The sequence below is a fragment of the Azospirillum sp. A26 genome (assembly GCF_042604635.1).
Classification (GTDB): domain Bacteria; phylum Pseudomonadota; class Alphaproteobacteria; order Azospirillales; family Azospirillaceae; genus Azospirillum; species Azospirillum palustre.
Window position 1 is genome coordinate 543,369 of sequence record NZ_CP170473.1, and the last position, 14,730, is coordinate 558,098.

Sequence of the window (14,730 nt, forward strand, 5' to 3'; positions counted from 1 at the left end):
AAGGGAGTGAGCTTAGGATTTAAGGCTTAGGACTTTGATCTCATCGCTCGCGCATCGCTTCGTGGACGTGGGCGAGCACCGGGGAGAGCAGGTAGTCGAGGACGCGGCGGCGGCCGGTCTTCACCTCCGCCGTCACCGCCATGCCGGGCGCCAGCGCGATGTCCTCGCCGGTCTCACCGCGGATGGCGGTGCGCTCCAGCGCGATGCGGGCGGAAAATTTGGGGCCGTCCCGCTCGGCCGTGGCCACCGGCTCGGCCGCCCCGGTGCGCGCCGCCGCCCCGTCCGGCGGCAGGATCACATCGTGCGAAACCGCCAGGACGGTGCCGGGAAGCAGCCCGTAACGGGTGAACGGGAAGGCATCGACCTTGATTTCCGCCGGCATGCCGGGATGGAGGAAGCCGATGTCCTTGTTTTCCACCTGCACTTCGACGATCAGAGTGCGGTTCGCCGGCACGATCACCATCAGCGGCTCCGCCGCCGTGACCACGCCGCCGACCGTGTGGACGGCAAGCTGCTGGATCATGCCGCCGACCGGCGCGGTCAGAAGCTGCCGCTCCCGCCGCCGCGCCGCCTTGGTCAGCTCCTGTCGCAAGGCGGCGGCGCGCTTTTCGGCATCGGCGAGATCGGCCATCGCCTTGCCGTCGAACTCCGCGGTCACCCGCCGCCTCTCGTCCGCCAGCCCCTTCAGCGCCGCCTCGGCCTCGGCCTCGCGGTTCTTCGCGGCCACGGCACCATATTCGACCTCGGCAAGCTCCTTCTCCAGCTCCAGCAGGTCGAAGCGCGGGCTGTAGCCGCGCTGGGACAGGTTCCGCTTGGCCTGCACCTGCTCCCGGATCAGCGGCAGGGTGGCGCCCAGCCGCGCCTTCTCGGCAGCCAAGGCGGCGATTTCCGCCCGGCGCTGGCGTTCCTGGCTGCCGATGGCGTCGAGCGCCGCGTCGCGGGCGGTCAGCTGGTTGACGAGGATCGAACGTTGGAGCGCCACCAGCGCGGCGTCGGCAGCCGGCGGCGGATCGAAGCTGCGCCGGTCGGCCAGCGCGGCCCGCAGGCGGGACGCCTCGGTCTCTGCCACCGCCAGTTCCCATTCGGCGCGGCCGGCGTCGGCGGCGCTGTCGGTGGGGTCGAGTTCCAGCAGGACCGCGCCCTGCTCCACCTGCTGTCCTTCGGCGACGCGGATGGCGCGGACGATGCCGGGCTCCAGCGTCTGCACCAGCTTGTTGCGGTCGCTGGGAATGAGGCGCCCACGGGTGACGGCGGTGATGTCGATGTGGCCGATCCAGGCCCAGGCCACCGCGATGATGGCGAAGGCGACGATCAGCAGCGACACCGCCCTGGCGAAGGGCGACGGCGGCGTGTCCATCGCCTCCAGCGCCGCCGGCAGGAATTCCAGCTCGTGCCCGCGGCGCGGACGAGGGCGGGGTGGCGTTGGAGGAGGCACGGAGGGTGGCTGTGGTGGCGATGCGGCCGGAGCGCCGGAAACCGGCGCCGCTTCGGCTACGCTCTCAGGCGACGCCATGATCGACCTCCGCTTGTCCGCCCGCCTGCATCCGCCACAGCGCCGCATAGCGTCCGCCGAGCCGGATCAGCTCGTCGTGGGTGCCCTGCTCGGCGATCCGCCCCTCCTCCACCGTGACGATGCGGTCGCAGCCGCGCACGGTGGACAGCCGGTGGGCGACGATCAGCACCGTGCGGTTGTCGCAGATGCGGCGCATGTTGGCCTGGATCGCCGCCTCGCTCTCGACGTCCAGCGCGCTGGTCGCCTCGTCGAAGATCAGGATGCGCGGATCGGTAGCGAGCGCGCGGGCGATGGCGACGCGCTGGCGCTGTCCGCCCGACAGGCTGGAGCCGCGCTCGCCGATCACCGTGTCGTAGCCTTCCGGCAGGCCCAGGATGAAGCGGTCCGCCCCGGCCAGCCGCGCCGCCTCGACGATCCGCTCCATCGGCATGCCGGGATCGGCCAGCGCGATGTTGTCGCGGATCGAGCGGTTGAACAGCACATTCTCCTGGAGGACGACGCCGATCTGCCGCCGCAGCCACGCCACGTCCACCAGCGACAGATCCACGTCGTCGATCAGCACCCGGCCGGATTCCGGGACATAGAGCCGCTGCACCAGCTTGGTCAGCGTGCTTTTCCCCGACCCCGACGAGCCGACGATGCCGATCGTCTCCCCCGCCTCCACCGTCAGGTCGATGCCCTGCAAGGTGGGCGAGGCATCGGGGCGATAGCGGAAACCGGCCCGGTCGAAGCGGATGCGGCCGCGGATGGCGGGCAACGGCAGCCGGCCGGGCTTCGCCGCCGGCTCCGGCGTGGTGTTGAGGATGTCGGCCAGCCGTTCGACGGAGACGCGGGCCTGCTGGAAATCGTTCCACAGCTGGGCCAGCCGCAGGACCGGCGACGACACGCGGCCGGCCAGCATGTTCACCGCCACCAGCGCGCCGATGGTCAGCGCGCCGTCGATCACCTCCTGCGCACCGACATAGAGCAGGGCCGCCATGGTCAGCTTCGACACGAGTTGGACGCCCTGGCCGGCGACCACCCCCAGGCTGGACGCGCGGAAGGCGGCACCGACATAGGCGGCCAGCCTCTCCTCCCAATGGCGGCGCATCTCCGGCTCCACCGCCATCGCCTTCAGCGTCTCGATGCCGGAGATGCTTTCGACCAGAAAGGCCTGGTTCTCCGCCCCCAGGGCGAATTTGGCCTCCAGCCGGCGCCGCAGGACCGGCGTGACGGCAAGGCTGATCGCGGCATAGACCGGCAGGGAGGCCAGCACGATCCCGGTCAGGGCCGGGCTGTACCACCACATCACCGCCAGGAAGACGACCGTGAAGACCAGATCGATGACCAGGGTCAGCGCCGATCCGGTCAGGAAATCGCGGATCCGGTCCAGCTCGCGCACCCGCGCCACGTTGTCGCCGACCCGGCGCGCCTGGAAATAGGGCAGCGGCAGCGCCAGCAGATGGTCGAACAGCCGGGCGCCCAGCGTGACGTCGACCCGGCTGGTGGTGTGCGAGAACAGATAGCTGCGCAGGCCGCCCAGCACCGTTTCGAACAGCGAGACCACGACGAGGCCGACGACCAGGATGTCCAGCGTGGTCAGGCTGCGGTGCGCCAGCACCTTGTCGACGACGACCTGGAAGAACAGCGGGCTGATCAGCCCGAACACCTGCAACATGAAAGAGGCGAGCAGGATTTCCGAAAACAGCCGCCGGTATTTCAGCAGTGCCGGCACGAACCAGCCGATGCCGAAGCGGACCTGCGCCAGATCCAGCCCGGCCCGCCGCGCCATCAGCACCAGTTCGCCCGCCCAGGCCGGTTCGACCACCGCGCGCGGCAGGGCCAGCGGCTTCGATTCGAGCGGGTCCTGGATCAGCACCCGGTCGCCGTCGATCCTGGCGATGATGAAGTAGCGCCCGTCACGGCGCTTGGCGATGGCCGGCAACGGCGTGGCGGCCAGCCGATCCCAGCTTGTGGTGACGGATCGCGCCTTCAGGCCGAAGCGCTTGGCGGCGCGCAGGATGTCCAGCGTCTCCATCGCCCGGCCACGAACGGCATGATCGTGACGGATCTGCTCCGGATCGGCGGGATGGCCCATCAGGCGCAACATGACGATAAGGCATGACAATCCGGTGTCCGGAGTCACGCTGTCCTCAACCAGACGCGGCATGCCTCGTTTCCTGATCTGGATACCGGCGCCGGACCAAATCCGCGGGCGCGTCATGGGGGGCGAACAACCCCGGAGGGTTGACCTGCTTCTTCACCCGATCTGCGCGCGCTCATTCGGCACGGAACGTCTTATTACGAGCGTATGAAACTTTAATACCACCAAATAGCAAAGCGGTTGCGTTGCAATCAAGATAAATTGCTATCGCTGCGACCTTCTCTACCTAAGATGATATTCCCTTAATGCTATTAAGGGAATTTTACTAAAATTGCTTGCAGCGATATCCCGCCCTGCTTCCGGAAATGAGTGCCGAGCACCTTATTGGCGAAGCCCTGATTGAGGGCTCCCACCACACTCCGTTTGAAAATCCATTTATGCAGTGTTTATCTCCGCTAGAGCGCGGCCGCTTTCTACACTGTTGACCACGCAACAGAATCATGTTCCCATATTTTCTAGTAGATTTATGGATATAAGGGAGCATCGCCATGCGACAGTCAGGACGCCTCAGCCGCCGTGCCTTAGCGGCGGTCGCCGCATCGGTGATGGGGCTGCTGGTGACGTCGGCCATCGCGACGTCCGCGGCTGCCGAAGGGCGTATCCGGATCGCCGAGCAGTATGGCCTGGGCTATCTGCCGCTGCATGTGCTGCGCCACAACCAGCTGATCGAGAAGCACGGCAAGGCTCTTGGCCTCGACGTGACGGTGGACTGGGTGCAACTGTCCGGCGGCGCGGCGATGAACGATGCGCTGTTGTCCGGCAGCATCGATCTGGGGTCCGCCGGGGTCGGGCCGCTCCTGACCATCTGGGACCGCACCAAGGGCAGCGCCAACGTCAAGGCCATCGCGTCGCTGAACGACATGCCGCTGTTCCTGACCACCAACAACCCGAAGGTCAGAACGCTGAAGGACTTCACCGATGCCGACAAGATCGCGCTGCCGGCGGTGAAGGTCGGGGTGCAGGCCCGCGTCCTGCAAATGGCGGTGGAGAAGGAGTTTGGCGCCGGCAAGTTCGATGCGCTCGACAAGCTGACCGTGTCGATGCCACATCCCGACGCCACGGCGGCGCTGCTGTCGGGCAGCGGCGGCATCACCGCCCATCTCTCCAGCCCGCCCTTCCAGTACCAGCAGTTGGACGACCCGAAGATCCACAAGGTCGTCAGCTCCTACGACGTGCTGGGCGGCCCGCACAGCTTCAACCTGATCTGGAGCAAGCAGTCCTTCCGCGACGAGAACCCGAAGACCTACCGGGCTTTCCTCGATGCGCTCCGGGAAGCGATGGATCTGATCAACGCCAACCATGACGCGGCGGCGGACGCCTATCTGGCCCAGAACAAGGGCAGCCTGGACAAGGCCTACATCCTGCGCCTGCTGAACGACCCAGACATCCGCTTCACCGTCACGCCCAACCGGACGGAGGCCTTCGCCGACTTCATGCACAAGGTCGGCGCGATCAAGAACAAGCCGGCCTCGTGGAAAGATTACTTCTTCGACGACCTGCATGACGGCACCGGGAGCTGACGCGATGAACGCGCTGACCTACCCGCACAGCATCGACAGCGACGGCCTGTCCGAACGGCCGCTGCTCGACGTGTCCGGCGTCACCCTGCAATACAAGACGCGCCGACACCTCGTCACCGCGACCTACCGGGTCGATTTCCAGGTGTTCCAGTCCGAACGCTATGTCCTGCTGGGACCGTCGGGCTGCGGCAAATCCTCCCTGCTGAAGGCGGTCGGCGGCTTCCTCCAGCCGGTCGAGGGGGCGATCCGCCTGAACGGCCGCACGGTGACGAAGCCCGGCCCCGACCGCATGATGGTCTTCCAGGAATTCGACCAGCTTCCGCCCTGGAAGACCGTCAAGGAGAACGTCATGTTCCCCCTGCTCGCCAGCGGCAAGGCGAAACGGCGGGAGGCGGAGGAAAAGGCGCTCGACTGCATCGCCCGGGTGAACCTGACCAAGTTCGCCGAAATCCACCCGCACATGCTGTCAGGCGGCATGAAGCAGCGTGTCGCTATCGCCCGCGCCATGGCGATGGAACCCGACATCCTGCTGATGGACGAGCCCTTCGCGGCGCTCGATGCGCTGACCCGGCGCAAGATGCAGGAGGAACTGCTGCAGCTGTGGGACGATTTGCGCTTCACCGTGCTGTTCGTCACCCATTCCATCGAGGAGGCGCTGGTCGTCGGGTCGCGCATCCTGGTGCTGTCGCCCCATCCGGGACAGGTGAAGGCGGAGGTGAACTGCGACGGCTACGACCATGGCGCCGTCGGCGGCGCCGAGTTCCAGGCGCTTGCCAACCGCATCCACACCATGCTGTTCGCCGAGGATGTCGAAGGCCCCGGCCAATCCGCCGCGAAGGGGTCTCGCACATGACCGACCTGTCCTTTTCCCCGCGGCCCCTCCCGCCGGGCGGCCGGCGCGAACCGCCGCTGCGCCCGGAGTATGAGCGCATCGTCACCGCCACCGGCCCCATCGGCGATGTCGCCCGCCCGCTGTCCCTGTGGGAACGGCTCGGCAACGTCACCGCGCTGCGCCGGCTGCTGGTCCTGGCGGCGGTCGCGGCGCTGTGGCAGGCGGCGGCGGTCTGGCAGAACAACCCGCTGATGTTCCCGACCTTCACCGACACCGCGGCGGCGCTGTGGGACGCCATCCGCCGTGACAATCTGCTGTCGATGGCCTGGACCTCGCTGGCGGTGCTTCTGAAGGGCTATGCGGTGGCGGTGGTTCTGGCCGTGCTGCTGACCACGGTCGCCGTCTCCACCCGCATCGGCAACGACCTGCTGTCGACGCTGACTTCGATGTTCAACCCGCTGCCGGCCATAGCATTGCTGCCCATCGCCATGCTGTGGTTCGGGCTGGGCGAGGTCAGCCTGATCTTCGTGCTGGTCCATGCCGTGCTGTGGCCACTGGCGCTGAACACCCATGCCGGCTTCACCTCGGTGTCGGAAACGCTGCGGATGGCCGGGCGGAACTACGGGTTGGGGAGCTTCCGCTACGTCGTCACGCTGCTGATCCCAGCGGCTTTCCCGGCGATCCTCACCGGGCTCAAGGTCGGCTGGGCCTTCGCCTGGCGGACGCTGATCGCGGCGGAACTGGTGTTCGGCGTGTCCTCCGGCAAGGGCGGGCTCGGCTGGTTCATCTTCCAGAACCGCAACGAGCTGTACATCGACAAGGTCTTCGCCGGCCTCGTCACCGTCATCCTGATCGGCCTGCTGGTCGAGAACGTCGTCTTCCGGTGGATCGAGATCCACACGGTCCGCAAATGGGGCATGGTCCGCTAAATGGCTTTCCAAGACATCAACCCGGTGCGCTTCGATTCCAACCTGACGGTCGAGCGCCCGACCTTCGTCACCCATCTTGAATGCGCCTACACCGGCGAGCGGTACGAGGCCGACACCATCCACAACCTGTCGCGCGCCGGCAAGCCGCTGCTGGTCCGCTACGACCTGAACGGCGTGAAGCAGGCGCTGACCAAAAGCTCGCTGTCCGAACGCCCGCAGGATCTGTGGCGCTACCGCGAGCTTCTGCCCGTCCGCAAGGTCGAGGACATCGTCAGCCTGGGCGAGGCGGTGACCCCGCTGGTGCCGCTGCCCCGGCTGGCGAAGCGGTTGGGTGCGGCGGAACTGCTGGTGAAGGACGAGGGGCGGCTGCCGACCGGCTCCTTCAAGGCGCGTGGGCTGGTGATGGCGGTGTCGATGGCGAAGGCCTTCAACATCACGCACATGGCGATGCCGACCAACGGCAATGCCGGGGCGGCGCTGGCCGCCTACGCCACCCGCGCCGGCATCCGCACCACCATCTTCTGCCCGGCTGACACGCCGGAAGTGAACGTGTCGGAGATCGAACTGCAAGGCGCCACCGTCTACCGCGTCAACGGCCTGATCGACGATTGCGGGAAGATCGTCGGCGAGGGCAAGGCCAAGGTCGGCTGGTTCGACGTCTCCACCCTGAAGGAGCCGTACCGGATCGAGGGCAAGAAGACGATGGGGCTGGAACTGGCCGAACAGTTGGGCTGGGAGGTGCCGGACGTCATCTTCTATCCCACCGGCGGCGGCACCGGCCTGATCGGCATGTGGAAGGCCTTCGCCGAACTGGAAGCCATCGGCTTCATCGGATCGAAGCGCCCGCGCATGGTGGCGGTCCAGGCCGCCGGCTGCGCGCCGATGGTGCGCGCCTGGGAACAGGGGGAGGAGCATGCCCCGCGCTGGGAGGACGCCCACACCATCGCGTCGGGCATCCGGGTGCCGCAGGCGGTCGGCGATTTCCTGATCCTGCGCGCCGTGCGCGAGAGCGGCGGCTTCGCCATCGCCGTGCCCGACGACGCCATCCAGGCCGCGTTGAACGAGGTGGCGCGGGAGGAGGGTTTCCTGCTCTGCCCCGAAGGCGCCGCGACCTACGTCGCCTATAAACAGGCTCTGGCCGACGGCCGGGTCGGCAAGGAGGAACGCGCCGTCCTGTTCAACTGCGCCACCGGCCTGAAATACCCGCTGCCGCCGGTGCACCGCACGCTCGACCGCACCCGGCCCATCGACTATTCGCTTTTTGAGGACAGCGGCCGATGAGCGAGGTGCGTTACCGCCCGGACCGGCTGGTCGCGACGCTCGACGCCATTCTCCGCCGCAGCGGCAGCTCGGCGGAGGAGGCGGCCATCGTCGCCGCCAATCTGGTGGAGGCCGACGCCCGCGGCCATGCCAGCCACGGCGTCTGCCAGATCGCCGTCTATGCCCGCAGCCTGGAGCTTGGCCATCTCCAACCCAACCGCCATGCCCGCATCGTCCGCGATGAGGCGCCCTTTCTGGTGTTGGACGGCGATGTCGGCTATGGGCAGGTGATCGCGAAGGAGGCCACCGACCTCGCCATCGAGCGGGCCAGGGACGGCGGCGCCTGCATCCTGGCACTGCGCAACGCCCACCATATCGGCCGCGTCGGCTCCTATGGCGAGCAGTGCATCGCCGCCGGGCTGATCGGCCTCTACTTCGTCAATGTGGTCAGCCGTCCGCTGGCGGCGCCCCATGGCGGCGGGCGGCCGCGGCTGGGCACCAATCCGGTCTGCATCGCCGTTCCCGGCACGCCGGGCTATGCGCCCTTCCTGCTCGATTTCGCCACCAGCGCCATCGCCGCCAACAAATGCCGGGTCGCCGCCTCGCTGGGCAAGGAGGTGGATGACGGCCTGCTGCTGGATCCGGAAGGCCGGCCGACGCGCGATCCGGCCGTGATGTTCACCGAGCCGACCGGCGCCATCCTGCCCTTCGGCGGCCATAAGGGCTACGGCTTGGCGCTGGCCTGCGAAATCCTGGCGGGTGCCTTGGCCGGCGGCCTGCCCGCCCTGCCGGAAAACCTGCGGCCGGGACGGGTGGTCAACAACGCGCTGGCCTTCGTCATCGACCCCAACCGGGTGGCCGGGCCGGAATGGCAGACCCTGACCGACGCCGTGCTCGACCATGTCGCCGACACGCCCGTCGCCCCCGGCAGCGACGGTGTCAGCATCCCCGGCGAGCCGGAGGCGTTGCACCGCATGGCCGCGATGGACCGCGGCATCGCGCTCGACCCCGACAGCGTCGCGGCACTGCACCGCATCGGCGGCGGGCTCGGGCTGGATGTGACGGTGTTGCTGGAGGGCTGAACGGGGGCGGGCTCTGTATCGCCCTGCCCCGCCCCTTGCCCCACGCTCCGTCCCATCCGGTCAGGCGGTGATCCGGTTCCGCAAGATCCCGTCCTCCAGGAACAGCCGCACCGTCTCCGCCGCGTTGCGCCGCATTTCCACCGCCGCCTGATCGGAGTGGAAGGCGTTGTGCGGCGTCACCACCAGCCGCCCGGCGAGCCAATCCTCCCGCACCCGCCACGCATCCAGCAGCGGATGCGGCGCCGGCGGCTCGACCGGCAGAACGTCGGTCCCGACGGCGGCGAGCCGGCCGCTGCGGAGGGCCGCCTCCAGCGGGTCCAGCCCGGCGAACAGCTCACCGCGCGCGGTGTTGACCAGGATGGCGCCCGGCTTCACCGCCGCCAGGGTGGCGTCGTTCAGCAGGCCGCGCGTCTCGCCGTTCAGCGGGCAGTGGAAGGTGACGACGTCGGACTCTGCCAGCAGTTCCTCCAGCCGGCGGACGCGGCGATAGCCGACCGCCTTCTCGTGACCGGCCGGCTGGAACGGATCGTAGCCCAGGATGCGGTGGCCGAAGCCCTTCAGCCGGTTCACCACCGCGGTGCCGATCCGCCCGACCCCGACCACCCCGACCGTCGCAGCGTTGGACCGGTGCAGCGGGGTCAAGGTATTCGCCTGCCACGTCTTCGTGTACCCGCGGGCGCGGGCATCATGCTCCCACAGCCGGCGTTGCAGCGACAGGATCATGGCGACGGCGTGGTCGGCGACCTCCTCCGTCCCGTAATCGGGGTTGTTGCAGAAGGGAATCCCGGCGGCCTCCAGCGCCGCGACATCGACCCGGTCATAGCCGACGCCGAACCGCACGACGATCCGGCAGCGCTTCAACCGCTCGACGGTGGCCGGCCCGATGCGCGTGCTCCACACCAGCAGGGCATCCAGGCGGGCGAGGCGGTCCGGGTCGAGATCCTCCTCCCGCCGGCAGTCGAGAAAATCGACCTCCGCAAACCCATCCAGCACGGCAGCCTCCAGATCGGGAGGCGGAATCATGTGATCGGTGATCCCAACGACCAACCGCCCGGCACTCTGCTGACCCATCCCTCTCGCTCCCGTCACTGTCCTCATCGCGTGGCCGTTATTTTCCCATGCCATGCTGGATTTTCAAAGTCGATTGCCGCTTCACGCAATAGGAAATGAACGCCACGGACAGGGCAAGGCTCCGGTTTCACTTGCGCGGGCGCAGGAAGAACAGCATGGCGAGACCGGACAGCAGGATCGACAGCATCACCCACCAGAAGGCATGCGGCGAGACGTGATCCTCGATGGCGCCGACCCCCGGCACCCCCGCCACATTCATGCCGAAGATGCCGGAGATCAGGGTCATCGGCGCGAAGATCACGGTCACCACCGCCAGCACATGCAGGCTGTGGTTCTGCTGGTCGGCGACACGGGCCAGAAGCTCGTCCTGCAAAACCTTGGCCCGGTCCTGCAACGCCTCGATGTCGTAGAGCACCCCGGCGAATTTCTCGACCGAATGACCCAGGCGGGCGCGGTCGTCGTCGTCGATCCAGGGCACCCCGCTGGTGGCGAGCCGGCCCAGCGCCGCGCGCTGCGGCGAGACATGGCGGCGCAGCCGGACGATCAGCTGACGCAACTGGCCCAGCCGCTGCCGGGCGAGCTGGTAGCGTTCGGCCAGCACCGTGTCCTCCACCTTGTCCAGATCGGCTTCGGCCCGCGTCACCACCTCGCCCAGCGTGTCGGCCAGCATGTCGATCAGCTCGGCCATCAGCGCGGCGGTGCTGCCGTAGCAGCCCTGGTCGTGCAGAGACTTGCGCAGGCGGTCGATCGCCTTCAGCGGATGCCGCCGGCAACTGACGATGCGGCGTTCGTCCATGAACAGGCGCAGGGTGCCGATGTCCGACGGCTCGAACTTGAAGTCGTAATGCATGTCGCTCAGCACGGCGAGGAAGCCGTCGTCGAACGGCTCCAGCCGCGTCCGGTCGTCCTTGGCGTCCAGCAGGATCTCGCGGGCGAACTCGTCGAGACCGCTTTTCCGATCCAGCCAGTCGCGCGCCCGCGCCGAGGCGAGGTTGAAGTGCAGCCACAGCACGCCGCCGCTGCGCTGCTGCGCTGCGTCGATCTCCTCGAAGGACACCGGCACCGGCGGCGCATCGGGGGTGAGGAAATACCCGCAGATCAGGTCGGTCCCGGTATCGAGCTTGATTGGAACTGCCATACCCGGCGAACCTTCCATTGCCTCTTCGCCGGCTGGGTGCCGGCCGGCGGGCAGGATACGCCGGCGGACGTGCGGCGCAACCTCGTCCTTGGGCGATTGGAGCAACTGCAACAAGACCGTCTTGAAACCGTCATCACCCTGTCGCGCGTTTTGCGGCATCAACGCGCGGGCGTCATCATTCGACAGGGGCATGACCGTGAGGACCGATACCGCCGCCGGCACCCACGACATGGACGCCTGCGATTTTACCCGCCACACCCAAGACCCTGTCGGCCGACTCCGGCCCGACTCGCAGCCTCCCGTGATCCGCCAATCCACCGAGGCGGACGTGCCGGCGATGCTGGAGATCTACGGCTATCACATCCAGCACGGTCTCGGCCCCTTCGACATCGAGCCGCTGCATCCGGAAGAGCTGAAACGCCGGCGCAAGGCGATGCTGAAGCGCCGCCTGCCGCATCTGGTGGCCGATCTCGGCGGCGTCATCGCCGGCTACGCCTATGCCGCGCCCTTCCGCAAGCGCCCGGCCTACCGCTACACGGTCGAACACTCGATCTACGTCCACAAGGATTTCCAGGGCCTCGGCATCGGCCGCCGGCTGCTGTCGGCGCTGGTCGATGCCTGCACCGCCGCCGGCTGCCGGCAGATGGTCGCCGTGGTCGACAGCGCCAACGCCCCGTCGCTGCGCCTGCATGAATCCTGCGGCTTCGAGCAGGCCGGCGTTCTGCGCTCGGTCGGCTTCAAGTTCGGCCGCTGGACCGACAGCGTCTTCCTCCAGCGCGCGCTCGGCCCGGCCGACGGCGCGTTGCCCGACGACCATCGCGGCGGCACCGTCCAGGCCGGCGACTGACAGCCTTCCATCCCCCGGAGTTCCCCCATGGATTTCTTTCGACGCTTCTCCTTCCTCGTCTGCGCCCCGGCCTTCGACGCCGACGAGCTGGAAGGCGTGCGCGTGCAGCAGATCGTCGCCGAGGTCGAGCGCATCGGCTTCGAGGTGGTGCGGACGCGCCGCGTCGAGGATGCCGAGCTGGCGATCCGCACCGACGCCGCCATCGGCTGCATGATCGTCGATTGGGGCAAGCGCGGGCTGGAGGGCAAGCCGGCCTCGCTGATCGCGCTGGCGCGCAAGCGCGGGCTAGAAATGCCGATCATCCTGCTGGTCCGCCGCCAGCGGCTGGAGAACATACCGGTCGACGTGCTCAATCAGGTCGACGGCTATGTCTTCCTGGCCGAGGAAACGCCGGAATTCATCGCCAAAAACCTCGTCTCCCGCCTCAAGCAGTATGCCGAGACGTTGAAGACGCCCTTCTTCGGCGAGCTGGTCGATTATGCCGAGGAAGGCAACCAGCTGTGGACCTGCCCCGGCCACAATGGCGGCATCTTCTACAGCCGCAGCCCCATCGGCCGCATCTTCGTCGAGCATCTGGGCGAGGCGGTGTTCCGCGACGACATCGACAATTCGGTGCTGGAGATGGGCGACCTGCTGGTCCATGAGGGGCCGGCGCTGAAGGCCCAGAAGGAAGCCGCCAAGATCTTCGGTGCCGAGCGCACTTACTTCGTGCTCAACGGCACCTCGGCCTCCAACAAGATCGTGCTGTCGGCGCTGGTGGCGGAGGACGACCTCGTCCTGTTCGACCGCAACAACCACAAGGCCGCCCACCATGGCGGGCTGTTCCTCGGCGGCGGCATCCCGATCTTCCTTGAGACCGACCGCAACCCCTACGGCCTGATCGGCCCCATCGACCATGAGGCGCTGGACGAGGAGCGCATCCGCGAGAAGATCCGCAGGAATCCCCTGGTCAAGGATCCGGATGCCTGGAAGCGCGAGCGGCCCTTCCGCGCCGCGGTGATCCAGCAATGCAGCTACGACGGCACCATCTACAGCGCCGAGACCATCCTGGCGAAGATCGGCCATCTCTGCGACTATATCCTCTTCGACGAGGCGTGGGCCGGCTTCCTGAAGTTCCACCCGCTGTTCAAGGGCCGCTTCGCCATGGGGCTGGACGGCCTGCATGACGGCCACCCCGGCATCATCGCCACCCAGTCCACCCACAAGCAGCTGGCGAGCTTCTCGCAGGCCTCGCAGATCCATGTGAAGGACAGCCACATCAAGGGCCAGCGCCGCCGGGTGGAGCATCGCCGCTTCAACGAGACCTTCCTGCTGCACGCTTCGACCTCTCCCTTCTACCCGCTGTTCGCCTCGCTCGACGTCGGCGCGCAGATGATGAAGGGCCGGTCCGGCGAGGTGCTGTGGGACGACACGATCCGGCTGGGCATCGAGCTGCGCAAGAAGCTGCGCGCCATCCGCCGCGAGTTCGACGAGCGCGAGAGCGACCCGGCGCGCCGCTGGTTCTTCGACCCCTTCGTGCCCGACCGGGTCGAGGCCGGCGGCACCACGACAGCGTGGGAGGATGTGCCGACCGACGCGCTGGCCTCCGATGTGCGCCACTGGGAATTCGTGCCGGGGGCCGACTGGCACGGCTTCCGCCATGTGGCGGCCGGCTATGCGATGACCGACCCCAACAAGCTGACGCTGCTCACCCCCGGCTTCGACCGCCGCACCGGGGCCTATGAGGATCACGGCATCCCAGCCCCGGTGGTGGCGCAGTATCTGCGCGAGAACCGCATCGTTCCAGAGAAGAACGACCTCAACTCGATCCTCTTCCTGCTGACGCCCGGCGTGGAATCGAGCAAGGCCGGCACGCTGCTGAGCGCGCTGGTGGCGTTCAAGCGGCTGCACGACGACAACGCGCTGCTGGAGGACGTGATCCCGGAATTCGTTGCCCGCCGCCCGGCCCGCTACACCGGCCGCCGGCTGCGCGACCTGTGCGCGGAGATGCACGCCTATTACCGCGAGCGCGGCACCAACGACCTGCAGCGCCGCATGTTCCGCCCCGACCATCTGCCGGCCATGGTGATGCCGCCGCGCGAGGCGGTGCGGCATCTGGTGCGCAACGACGTGGATTACCTGCCCATCGACCGCATCGCCGGACGGATCGCCACCACCCTATGGGTGGTCTATCCGCCCGGCATCGCCACCATCGTGCCGGGCGAGCGGCTGGACGACCATGCCCGGCCGATGATCGAATATCTCCAAGTCTTCCAGGAAGGCGCCAACCGCTTCCCCGGCTTCGACAACGAGATCCAGGGCCTGTACCGCGAGACGGAACCCGACGGCTCGATCCGCTTCTACACCTATGTCGTGCGCGAACCCGGCGCGGACTGAACCCGCGCCGGGAATTGGC

At 67.7% G+C, this 14,730-nt stretch carries 11 protein-coding genes; 7 read left to right on the top strand and 4 right to left on the bottom strand.

What is annotated here, in order from left to right; all coding sequences use genetic code 11:
- Positions 1-40 precede the first annotated feature (40 nt).
- Positions 41-1,513 (bottom strand): HlyD family type I secretion periplasmic adaptor subunit, encoded by a 1,473-nt coding sequence (locus ABNQ39_RS16910; protein WP_376961912.1) that lies wholly within the window; start codon positions 1,511-1,513, stop codon positions 41-43.
- Complete coding sequence (locus ABNQ39_RS16915; protein WP_376961914.1) at positions 1,500-3,662, bottom strand: type I secretion system permease/ATPase; 2,163 nt, start codon at positions 3,660-3,662, stop codon at positions 1,500-1,502. Before ABNQ39_RS16915 ends, ABNQ39_RS16910 begins: the two co-directional genes overlap by 14 nt.
- A 482-nt stretch (positions 3,663-4,144) precedes the next feature.
- Between ABNQ39_RS16915 and ABNQ39_RS16920 the strand changes: the two genes are divergently transcribed.
- Genes ABNQ39_RS16920 through ABNQ39_RS16940 form a run of 5 tightly spaced genes read left to right on the top strand, consistent with a single transcriptional unit; the run spans position 4,145 to position 9,279 of the window.
- The gene (locus ABNQ39_RS16920) at positions 4,145-5,176 is read left to right on the top strand and encodes an ABC transporter substrate-binding protein (RefSeq protein WP_376961916.1); all 1,032 of its coding nucleotides are present in this window, start codon (positions 4,145-4,147) and stop codon (positions 5,174-5,176) included.
- A 4-nt stretch (positions 5,177-5,180) separates the two neighbouring features.
- On the top strand, positions 5,181-6,029 hold the full coding sequence (locus tag ABNQ39_RS16925) for an ABC transporter ATP-binding protein (protein ID WP_376961918.1): 849 nt from the start codon (positions 5,181-5,183) through the stop codon (positions 6,027-6,029).
- Positions 6,026-6,937, top strand: a complete 912-nt coding sequence (locus ABNQ39_RS16930) for an ABC transporter permease (RefSeq protein ID WP_376961920.1) — start codon at positions 6,026-6,028, stop codon at positions 6,935-6,937. Before ABNQ39_RS16925 ends, ABNQ39_RS16930 begins: the two co-directional genes overlap by 4 nt.
- Positions 6,938-8,218, top strand: a complete 1,281-nt coding sequence (locus tag ABNQ39_RS16935) for a threonine synthase (protein ID WP_376961922.1) — start codon at positions 6,938-6,940, stop codon at positions 8,216-8,218. It begins immediately after the preceding gene.
- On the top strand, positions 8,215-9,279 hold the full coding sequence (locus ABNQ39_RS16940) for a malate/lactate/ureidoglycolate dehydrogenase (protein WP_376961924.1): 1,065 nt from the start codon (positions 8,215-8,217) through the stop codon (positions 9,277-9,279). The genes ABNQ39_RS16935 and ABNQ39_RS16940 overlap by 4 nt, the downstream gene beginning before the upstream one ends.
- Before the next feature lie 60 nt (positions 9,280-9,339).
- Here ABNQ39_RS16940 and ABNQ39_RS16945 read toward each other — a convergent pair whose 3' ends face one another.
- Together ABNQ39_RS16945 and ABNQ39_RS16950 are read right to left on the bottom strand one after the other, a co-directional pair.
- The gene (locus tag ABNQ39_RS16945; RefSeq protein ID WP_376961926.1) at positions 9,340-10,302 is read right to left on the bottom strand and encodes a C-terminal binding protein; all 963 of its coding nucleotides are present in this window, start codon (positions 10,300-10,302) and stop codon (positions 9,340-9,342) included.
- A 175-nt stretch (positions 10,303-10,477) separates the two neighbouring features.
- Positions 10,478-11,488 carry a CorA family divalent cation transporter gene (locus ABNQ39_RS16950; protein ID WP_376961928.1) on the bottom strand — a complete coding sequence of 337 codons (1,011 nt, stop codon included), beginning with the start codon at positions 11,486-11,488 and terminating at the stop codon, positions 10,478-10,480.
- Between the two features lie 337 nt (positions 11,489-11,825).
- Here ABNQ39_RS16950 and ABNQ39_RS16955 point away from each other — a divergent pair, with 337 nt between their 5' ends.
- Both ABNQ39_RS16955 and ABNQ39_RS16960 read left to right on the top strand, forming a co-directional pair.
- Positions 11,826-12,335: an N-acetyltransferase family protein gene (locus ABNQ39_RS16955; RefSeq protein ID WP_428846415.1), complete on the top strand. Its 510-nt coding sequence runs from the start codon at positions 11,826-11,828 to the stop codon at positions 12,333-12,335.
- A gap of 27 nt (positions 12,336-12,362) precedes the next feature.
- Positions 12,363-14,711: an Orn/Lys/Arg decarboxylase N-terminal domain-containing protein gene (locus ABNQ39_RS16960; protein ID WP_376961932.1), complete on the top strand. Its 2,349-nt coding sequence runs from the start codon at positions 12,363-12,365 to the stop codon at positions 14,709-14,711.
- Positions 14,712-14,730: the final 19 nt, after the last annotated feature.